Consider the following 1,028-nt stretch of genomic DNA (forward strand, 5'->3'; position numbering starts at 1 on the left):
AATGCAGTGCCTGCATGGCCCTGTCTCGCATGGTAGGGATGCTAAGGGGACGCATCTTGCCGTTACTTTTCGGGATGTAAATTCGCTTCAACGGGAGCGGGCGATACCCTTTCCGTTTCAGCGAACCTATCGCAGCAGCTTTTGCGGGTGGGGTAGACCATGTTTCGTTGTCAACCCCCGGAGTCCGCTTGCCTTGGTTTTCGGTTACTCGCCTCACGGCTAAAGCTTTGCCGTAGAACGAGCAAATCAACAGACGTTGCAAGGCTCGCACCTTGTTCCATCGTTGCTCTTTAGTAGCCTTCACGATACGAGCTTGCATTCTTTTTACGTAGCCGTATGCCTTGGCCCAGTCGATACCGTGCCAAGTCAAGCCTACGTTGGTGGGCGCACACGTCAACTGCCCGTTCATTTGCTTTCCTACCTTCAAAGATTATTCAAACGCTCTCGTGAAGAGAGACCCGCCGGAAGTCTGCCCGCTTTCGCGTGGAGCGATTTCGACAGGCGTCTACGCTCCTATCCAAACCATTACAGTTCGGCTTTTGCTTTTTCCAGCATCCTTTACCCGCTCATCCATCAGCATTCCTTACGGTCTGCCTGCCTCAGGGGCGGATGGTCGGGCTTACCCTGTTTCGAAGTTTCAACGGAATGGCTAGGTCCCTTCTTTACGCCGAGGATCGTGTAGTCTGCGTGCTCCCCCAACAGACGGGATGCACCTTATCCTGTAGCTTTTGCCCTCAGCCTTTCAGCATATTTGGCTGGACTGTATTCACGACGCTTGCAAAGGTTCACTTCTGTTGACCGTCTTCCATTCGAGCCAAGCCCAGCCATCCACGTTATGCTCGCAGATATCCCCAGCCTCACGGCGTGGTTTAGGTCTTTCGACCGCGGTACTTTCTCCCTAGAGCTCCGCACCCAGCCGTTACCAGCTACGCACGTCTAAGTAGGCTACTGCTGGCAGAACAGCAGGTTCCATCACCGGTGTTCTGGCGTGAAACAGTTGAAACAGCGACTTTCAGGTCGCACCTGTA

Annotated in this window: 1 protein-coding gene; it reads right to left on the reverse strand. The window is 53.9% G+C overall.

Features of this window, described 5'->3' with window-relative positions; translation table 11 throughout:
- Positions 1–409, reverse strand: a 409-nt coding sequence (locus CEJ45_RS24390; RefSeq protein ID WP_187697734.1) for a reverse transcriptase N-terminal domain-containing protein, incomplete at its 3' end; no start/stop codon positions are given.
- Between the last annotated feature and the right edge of the window lie 619 nt (positions 410–1,028).

This window comes from Herbaspirillum aquaticum (assembly GCF_002213425.1).
Lineage (GTDB): Bacteria > Pseudomonadota > Gammaproteobacteria > Burkholderiales > Burkholderiaceae_D > Herbaspirillum > Herbaspirillum aquaticum.